This window comes from Frankia sp. CeCAU1 (assembly GCF_977971845.1).
The window spans coordinates 1-8,232 of the sequence record NZ_CDWWXA010000174.1 but is presented as its reverse complement, the minus strand read 5'-3'; the positions used below and the strand labels follow the sequence as shown (position 1 = coordinate 8,232).

Below are 8,232 nucleotides of genomic sequence, written 5' to 3'. Positions count from 1 at the left end.
TCGCGGGGGCGTGACCGGCGGAGGTGCCGGCCGGGGGGCGATCGAGGTCGGGGAAGCCGGCTATCGGGTTCGGGGGATGGCCGACGGTGGTGGGACGGTCCAGATCGGGCAGTGCGGCGGTGGCGCCCGCACTGACACCGGTCCCCGCGGGTCCGGTGGCCGCGGAGGCCGGGACCGCGGCGATAATCGGCGCCACCCCGGCGACGAGTGTCACTCCGAGGCTGATCTCGAGCATCCGCCGGATCGTGCGGGGAACGATCCGGCGGGCCAGCGCCGCGCTGAGCCGGCCGACTCCGCCGGGGACGGCCGACAGCGCGCCGAGCAGAACCCCCAGGCACAGCCAGAGCAGGCACACCCAGGCGACGCCCCCGATGATCGTGGCCAGCGCCTGCTCGGGTGCGGCGGCGAACCATTCCGGGGCGGCCTCGACGCTCTCCGGCAGGTCGGCCAGCCGGGGGCCGAAAACGATCAATATGATCGCCGTGATTGCGGCCGCGGTCGCGCCGGCGAACCGCGCCAGCGTCTGTCGAGCCGCCCTCGCGATCATTGTGGGTGCTCCTGTCCGCCGGATGCTGTCGAACTCGTTCGTTTGCCTATGTTTGCTTGTGTAAACCCCTGAAATCTCGCTGTCAACCCTGCTTGTGTAGGGAGTGAGGGGCGACTGGGGGAAGTGGGCGAAATCTACCTTTATGGGAAGGGGTATCGATGCGATGGGAGGATCTGTTCGCCGACCTGGAGCTGCAGTGGGAGGCGAACGAGGCCGCCGAGCTCTCCGCCGAGCTCGCGGACCGCAGCCGACGGGAGGCTGCCTACCTGCGGTTGATCGATCGGATGCGACCCGTCGTCGGGCACCCGACGCGTTGCCGGGTCGTGGGTGGTCAGCGCGCTCCCGAGATCCTGCACGGCACCCTGTCGGCCCTCGGGATGGACTGGTTGCTCATCACCGAGCCCGGCGCGACGGAGGTTCTGGTACCGGTGCGGTCGCTGCTGGCCGTGGAGAACCTGCCGGTGGTCTCGGCCCAGCCGGGTCATGAGGGTCCGCTGGCGGCCAAGCTGGATCTGCGGTACGTCCTGCGCGGGCTCGTCCGGGACCGCTCGGCGTGCACGCTCATGCTGGTGGACGGGGTGACCCTGCACGGGACGCCGGTGCGGGTCGGCTCGGACTTCCTGGAGGTGGCCGAACACGCCGTCGGCGAGTTCGCCCGGCGCGGCCAGATCCGCTCCGGCTGGACCATCCCCCTCGACGCGATCGCCTACGTTCGTCGGATCCACTGACCTCGCCGCGCCTACTGTGCCTAGTCCTCGGGCGGAGCCTCGTTACGGCTCATCGGATTGGCTGCGACGAAGGCCCGGGTCTGTTCATAGGCGCGCTGGATGTACGCCTCCAGCTCGGTGCGCTCCACCCGCCACTGGCCCCTCCCCCCGATCTTGATGGCGGGGAGCTCGCCCGAGCGGACAAGCGCGTAGGTCTGACTGGAGGAGATGTTGAGGATGTCCGCCACATCGCTGAGTTGAAGGAAGCGGTCGTTCATCAAAGTCCTCCTTCTGAGGGCGGATGTCTCTCCTCATGTGTGTATCAGAGATACCACCGCTCATCGCGTCCGGATGCGTCTGCTTGTGGATAAGTGCACGCGGATACCGCCAAAAGCCCGTGCTCGCAGGTACTGGACTGGTCCGCCATCCGCGCCTGCATGGCCCAGATGTCGACGGATCCCGTTCGGTCCGCAGCCGATTCCTCGCTGGTTTGGCTGGGCTCAGGGCCGACGACCGCGTACGCTCTGCGACCGGAAGGTGCGAACATGTACCAATGGTCCGGCTAGGAGAAGAGGGAGGTCTCCCGGTGACCGAGCTCGCCGCGGCACCGGCCCGCCCGGAGGCGTCCCCGCCACCGACATCACCCCCGGCCCGTCGGTTGACCCGCCGACGGTGGCGCGACTCCCGGCTGCTCGTCGGGGTGTTGCTCGTGCTCGTCTCGGTGGTCGTCGGGGCGCGGCTGTTCGCCAGCGCGGACGCGACCCGCCAGTGGGTGGTCGCCAAGGTGGACCTGCCGGCCGGGCACATCATCGTTGCCGGGGATCTCGCCACGGTATCGGCCAGGCTTGACGAGAGGACCTCGGGTCATTACTACCCGGGAAGCCGTCTCGACGACCTGATCGGCGCCACCCTGGCGCGGCCGGTGGACACCGGCGAGCTGGTGAGCGGACCCGACTTCGCCGGCCAGAACACCCAGCCGACGCGGCTGGTGCCGATCATTGTGAAGGCCGGGCGGCTGCCGACCCTCGGACCGGGTGACCATGTGGACGTCTTCGTGTTCCAGAGCGGCGCCGCAGCGCCGAGCACTACCGGGGGCGATCAGCAGGCCGGCCGGAGCACACCGGCCGCGCCCGCGGGTGCGGGGGCCGAGGCGCTGGTCCTGCACGACGTCGAGTTCGTCAGCCTCGAGAAGCTGACCAGCGGGGACCGTTCGCTGACGCTGCGCGTGCCGGTGGACAACGCCATCCAGGCCGTCGCGGCCTCGCAGAGCGAGCGGGTCGACGTCGTGAAGCTTGAGCGCGACTCCCGCGGTGAGGTCGGCTCGACGGGACCGACCACTGTGCCGGGGTACGGCCGGTGAGCCTGCCGATCCTCACCGCTGTCACCGATGCGATGGTCGAGGCCGGCCTGGTCTCGGCCTTCGATCGCCGCGACCTCGGGGTTACGGTGGTGCGCCGCTGCGTCGACCTGCCGGACCTGCTGGCCGCGGCGACCACCGGCGCGGCCCGGGCCGCCCTGCTGTCCGCGGACCTGCGCCGGCTCGACCGGGATGCGCTGACCCGCCTGGCCATGGCGGGCATCGCGGTGGTCGGGCTGACCGCCCCCGGCGACGAGGACGGCGACCGGCGGCTGCGGCAACTCGGCGTGGCCGCGGTCATCCCCTCGGACGCCACCGCGGAGGTCATCGCGGGAGCGGTCGTCGAGGCATCCCGGGCGCTGGCGACGAACGCGGCCGCGCCGGCGACCTGGGCGTCCGGTTCGTACAGCGAACCACTCGTCGGGTTCGGGCCGCTCGCCCCGGCCATCGACGTCACCGACGGTGTGGGGCCGATCGAACCGGGCGACGGCCGGGTGGGCCGGGTGATTGCGGTATGGGGTCCGGCCGGCGCGCCGGGACGCACCACGATCGCGCTGTGCCTGGCCGCCGAACTCGCCGGGCTGGGGACCTCCACCCTGCTGGTGGACGCCGACTCCTACGGCGGCGCGGTCGGGCAGCTCGTCGGCCTGCTCGAGGAGGCCCCCGGTCTGGCCGCGGCGGCCCGGTCGGCCAACCAGGGGCTGCTGGACGTGCCCCGGCTCGCCGTACTGTGCCGGGATCTGGGCGGCGGCCTGCGGGTGCTGCCCGGCATCTCCCGCCCCTCGCGGTGGCCCGAGCTACGCCCGGCATCCGTTGAGACCGTGCTGTCGATGGCCCGGCGTCTGGCGTCCTTCGTCGTCGTGGACTGCGGGTTCTGCCTGGAGACGGACGAGGAACTGTCGTTCGACACCTCCGCGCCCCGGCGTAACGGAGCGACGCTAGCCGTGCTGGGCGCCGCCGACGTCGTGCTGGCGGTGGCGTCCGCCGAACCGGTCGGTCTGGTCCGGTTCGTGCGGGGACTGTCCGACCTGCGGGAGACCGTCCCCGCCGTCGACCCGCTTGTCGTGGTGAACCGGCTGCGCGCCTCAGTTGTGGGCGCAGACCCGGCCCGCGAGGTCAGTCGGGCGATTCTGCGCCACACCGGGACCGAGCCGGTGGCCCTGGTGCCCTACGACCTCGCCGGGCTGGACGCCGCCCAGGTGGCCGGACAGCTCCTGCGTGACATCGCTCCGACCTCCCCGGCCCGGCTGGCGATCAGGGAGCTGGCTGGCCGGCTGCTTGGCCGCCCGGCGGCTCCCCGCCGTCGGCGGGGGAGCCTGCGGCGCCAGGCCCGGTGATCTTGGTGAACCCGGTGATCTTGGTGGGCGGGCGGGCCGTCCCGACGTACGAGCCAGAGCCGCATCCCCTGCTGGGCCTGCCGCTGGGCCTGCTGCCGTTCGGCTGATCGCTCGCGCGGTGTCGGCAACTCACGGTTACGCCCTTGGCGTAACCGTGACATAAAGTATTCGCGCCATCATCCCGGCGTAGCGGGAGCGGTTACGGCGAGCAATTTAGGGGCATCGCTATGTGGAGGGACTTCGGTCAAGTCGTGAGAGGGATCTTGCTGATAGCTTTCGATCTTATAAGATTTACTACATAGAGTAACTTTTTTAATTCATAGAGTCTGAGATGCGAGAGAAGTCGCACAAGAAAGTCGCGCAACGTAGCATCGTATATGTATCTGTGAGCGGTCTCTTTCGGCAACGTTACGTTAGTGGGAGCATGCCTCGCCAGCGCCGCACGAGTCGTACCTTGATCTCCTATGGGCGCGACGAGAGGTACGTGATGCTCGTTCGAGACGGCTGGGGGTGTGTCGGGTGAGCCGAGAGTACGCGAAGGCCGTGGGCGCCCGGTTGCGGGCGATTCGGATACAGCAGGGTCTGTCGCTGCAGGGAGTGGAGCAGAAGTCGCGGGGGCGGTGGAAGACCGCTGCCGTTGGTTCCTATGAGCGCGGTGACCGCATGATCAGCGTGCATCAGCTCTCCGAACTCGCGGGATTCTACGGAGTCCCGGTCTCGGCGCTGTTGCCCAACGAGGATCAGCTGCCGCCGCGGGAGCGTCGCCCACGTACGGTGCTCAACCTGGAGAAGCTGAGCGAGGCTCCGCCGGACTCCTCTGCTCTCGTTCGTCGGTGGGTCGCCCAGATCCAGCGCCAACGGGACGACTACGCCGGCCGCGTGCTGTCCATCCGGGATGGCGACGTGCGTGCGCTCGCCCTGCTCCACGACACGACCCCCCAGGAGTTCGCAGAGCGGCTGCGGAACTGGGGAGTGCTGGAGACCAGTTTCCCCGAAGAGAGTAGCGAGGAGCCGCCGGAGTAGTCCGGTGGACTGCCCGGGCGCTTCGAGCGCCGAGAGCAGCAAGGTACGGTCAACGCGGACCGTGGACTGCTACTGGCCCATCCCCGGCCGTCCCGACGCGGCGGGCACGCCGTTCGTGGGCGGCCCGGCCCAGGTGCGACCGGGCGGCCCACATGGCAGCGAGCATGCCGGGCGGCGGGCATCCCAGCGCGATGCGTCTCCCTTCCCGGTCGCCGCGCCGGGAGGTGGACTATGACCAGGAAACGGGCCCCACGCAGAGGTCTGGTCCTGGGGGCCGGTGGAGTGCTCGGCTCCGCCTGGATGATCGGCGCGATGCGGGCGGTCGAGACCGCGACCGGCCGCGACCTGAGCGGAGCCGACCTGGTGGTCGGCACGTCCGCTGGCTCGGTGGTCGCGGCCCTGCTCGGTCTGGGGATCGGCATCGACGTGATGGCCAATTCCGAGCGGGGGATCTACGAGGCGGGTGATCCCGTTCTTGACTACCGCGACCTCGGTGCCTCCCTACCGCCGCGCCCCCGGATGCGCATGGGCTCACCGAGGCTGCTGACGGTCAGCGCCCGGCACCCCCGGCGGTCCTCGCCGATGGTCACGCTGGCGGCGATGCTTCCACAGGGCCGTGGGAAGATCTCCGCGGTCGGCGATCTGGTGACCGCGGCGATGGACCGCAAGGGCCTCGATCCGACCGAGTGGCCGACCAGGCCCGCGCTGCGGGTGGTGGCCATGAACTTCGACACCGGTGAGCGCGTGCTGTTCGGCGTGGCCGATGCGCCTCGGGCGACCTTGTCCGAGGCGGTGATGGCGTCGTGTGCCATTCCCGGCTGGTACGCCCCGGTCGCGGTGGACGGCCAGCGGTTCGTCGACGGCGGAACCCGATCGCCCGCATCGGTCGATCTTCTTGCCGACGCGGGCCTCGCGGAGATCCTGGTGCTCGCCCCGGCCTGCTCGTTCCAACTCGACCGACCCCGTGGCACGGTGGCCCGGGTCGAACGCCAGGTCCGCCGGGCCGCCACCCGCCGGCTGATGCGGGAGGTCGAGATGGTGGAGGCGGCGGGCACCCGGGTGACGGTGCTCTGCCCAGGTCCGGAGGACCTCGAGGTCATCGGCGGAAACGTGATGGATCTGACCCGGCGGGCCCAGGTGTTCGAGACGGCGCTGCGTACGACGGGCGAGGCCCTGCATGTCGCAGCCCGTTCCGCCCGTTCCGCCCGTTCCGGCGTGGCCGGGGCCACCGACGACGGGGCCACCGACGACGCCGAGGCGAGGGGGGGCCGGCTCGGGCTCGGCCTGGCCGGCTGACCGGGTTCCCGTGGCTGACCGGGTCCTCGTGGCCGGCTCGCCCCGCTTGGTTGCACACTGAGCGGGTGCGCATCTATCTCCCGTCCACGCTGGCCGTCGCCCGATCGGTCTGGGAATCCGCGCGCATCCCCCCAGGCACCGGATTCGCGGTCACCCCAGCGACGCGTGAGTGGTACGCCCAGTCGGAGTCCGAGGAGGAGTTGGAGTACGCGGCGCTGCACGACGCCGGCCGGGCGAGCCTGCGACTGCTGGACGCCGACCCGTCCGCGCCGCGCCGGCGCGTGGTCTTCGTGGCCGATGTCGCGGACGGCGAGGTGCGGGTACGCGACGATCTTGAGCGGGGTGCCGTCGAGGTGGACTTCCCGGTGCCGTGGTCGGCCGCGCAGGCCATCCATGTCGACGACGGAGACGACGAGGAGGTCGTCGCGGCGGTCGCGGCGGCGGCGAAGTGCATCGTCGAGGCCGATCTCGGTGGGGATGACGCCGCCTTCACCGTGGACAGCGTCGAGGGCTTCGAACTGCTGTGGTTCGCGCCTCAGGAGCTCCCCGATCTTCTCTGACCCCGGCGGAGACGCGGATGTTGAGTGCGCGGGGGTGACCCCCGCGCGGTGGAGGTCACCCCCGCACGGGGGAGGAGACCACGCACGTTGACGGCTCGTTGGGGCATGCTGTCTGGACTGGTGACCAGCTGGCGTGAAATGTTCCCGACGGGCGGCCCTCGTGGTTGTCTTTCCAGGCTCCTCCCTGGGGTGCTGTTCGTCGTCTGACGTCCGTGAACGGTGATTTCCCACCCAGGGAGATCGACGTGGCCAACGGTTGAACCTCCCCGGGTGCGGCCGATGTCGGGCGTTGCGAATAATGCTGGGGAGCCTTGCGGCGGCGACCGGGTCACCACCTGGATGGCGCCGAGGGGGGCTCCACTTTCCACAACCTTCGTACCGAGATGTCACCCCCGCTGGCAGGTGTGATCTCGACCGACCCACCGCGGTAAGGAGGCTGGCAGCCCATGCTGTACCTCGCCGGGCAGATCCTGGCGTACGTGCTGGTGGCGATGCTCATTGGTGCGGCGCTGGCATGGGTCTTCCTGATCGCGCCGCTGCGCCGGCAGGCCCGCAACGCCGACGCCGACGCCGCGCGAAATCGGGCGGGATCGGGGGAGGCGCCGGCCGGCACCGGCCCGGAGCTCGACGAATCCCGCCCTGGCGCGGTCCCGTCGACCGATCGGGCGGCAGCCGCGAACGACGTGAACCGGGTGAACGCCGGGAATGCTGCGGAGGCCGGGAATGCCGTGCCGGCAGGCACCGGCGACGCCGACACGGGTGTCCCCGATTCGGGCGCCCGCGGCACGGGCACAGGGCAGGCCGCCGAGCTGATCGCCCGGTTGCGCCGGCAGCGTGACGACGTCGCCCTGGAGAAGGCGGATCTAACTGCCCGGCTCGCTGTCGCCGAACAGCGTGCCGCGGAGTCCGAACGGCGAATCGCCGAGGCGGAGCGCCATGCTGTGATCGCAGGCGCCCGGGTCGAGGAGATCGAGACAGCGCTGCGGGCCCGGGCGTACGCCGTGACACCCGGCGCGGCCCAGGCCCTCCCGGCCGGTTCGGGTGCCGCCGGCCCGGTGCCGGCGGGCTCTCCGGGGGCGGGCGGTGATCCCGTCGGCCCCTCGGCTGCGCAGCTCGCCCATGAGGCCGAGCTGCTGCGCAGACAGCTCGTCGAGGCCGAGGGCCGGGCGGCCAAGTTCTCCTCCCGGCTGGCCATGGCCCGTACGGAGGCGGAGGACGCGCAACGCCAGGTGGCCACCATGACCACCCGGCTGGATCGGCACCAGGCCGAATGGGCGGCCGAACGGCTCAGCCTGCTGGGGCGGATCGCGAAATCCGAGGCGCTTCTGGGCCAGGCCTCCGCTGACGAGGAAGCCGGTGCCGAGCATCCCGAGGCCGCCCCCTCTGCCGAGGCCGCCCCCTCTGC

The 8,232-nt window shown here is 71.0% G+C and carries 7 protein-coding genes and 2 pseudogenes; 7 read left to right on the top strand and 2 right to left on the bottom strand.

Annotation, left to right across the window (positions count from 1 at the left end; genetic code table 11):
- Positions 1 to 547, bottom strand: a pseudogene (locus AC08OO_RS21070) (LysM peptidoglycan-binding domain-containing protein); the annotation flags it as partial.
- 158 nt (positions 548 to 705) lie between these two features.
- Here AC08OO_RS21070 and AC08OO_RS21065 point away from each other — a divergent pair.
- Entirely contained in the window at positions 706 to 1,275 is a 570-nt protein-coding gene (locus AC08OO_RS21065) for a hypothetical protein (protein ID WP_476611455.1), read from the top strand.
- Between the two features lie 20 nt (positions 1,276 to 1,295).
- Here AC08OO_RS21065 and AC08OO_RS21060 read toward each other — a convergent pair whose 3' ends face one another.
- Positions 1,296 to 1,532: a helix-turn-helix domain-containing protein gene (locus AC08OO_RS21060; protein WP_011435224.1), complete on the bottom strand. Its 237-nt coding sequence runs from the start codon at positions 1,530 to 1,532 to the stop codon at positions 1,296 to 1,298.
- A gap of 308 nt (positions 1,533 to 1,840) precedes the next feature.
- Here AC08OO_RS21060 and AC08OO_RS21055 point away from each other — a divergent pair, with 308 nt between their 5' ends.
- The 6 genes and pseudogenes from AC08OO_RS21055 to AC08OO_RS21030 form a co-directional block, all read left to right on the top strand.
- On the top strand, positions 1,841 to 2,614 hold the full coding sequence (locus AC08OO_RS21055) for an SAF domain-containing protein (protein WP_011435225.1): 774 nt from the start codon (positions 1,841 to 1,843) through the stop codon (positions 2,612 to 2,614).
- Entirely contained in the window at positions 2,611 to 3,948 is a 1,338-nt protein-coding gene (locus AC08OO_RS21050) for a CpaE/TadZ family protein (protein ID WP_011435226.1), read from the top strand. The genes AC08OO_RS21055 and AC08OO_RS21050 overlap by 4 nt, the downstream gene beginning before the upstream one ends.
- Before the next feature lie 519 nt (positions 3,949 to 4,467).
- Positions 4,468 to 4,971 carry a transcriptional regulator gene (locus AC08OO_RS21045; protein WP_462187080.1) on the top strand — a complete coding sequence of 168 codons (504 nt, stop codon included), beginning with the start codon at positions 4,468 to 4,470 and terminating at the stop codon, positions 4,969 to 4,971.
- Between the two features lie 231 nt (positions 4,972 to 5,202).
- Positions 5,203 to 6,267, top strand: a complete 1,065-nt coding sequence (locus AC08OO_RS21040) for a patatin-like phospholipase family protein (protein WP_476611454.1) — start codon at positions 5,203 to 5,205, stop codon at positions 6,265 to 6,267.
- Between the two features lie 65 nt (positions 6,268 to 6,332).
- The gene (locus tag AC08OO_RS21035) at positions 6,333 to 6,827 is read left to right on the top strand and encodes a DUF6912 family protein (protein ID WP_023839918.1); all 495 of its coding nucleotides are present in this window, start codon (positions 6,333 to 6,335) and stop codon (positions 6,825 to 6,827) included.
- A gap of 446 nt (positions 6,828 to 7,273) precedes the next feature.
- Positions 7,274 to 8,232 (top strand): annotated as a pseudogene (locus tag AC08OO_RS21030) (hypothetical protein); the annotation flags it as partial.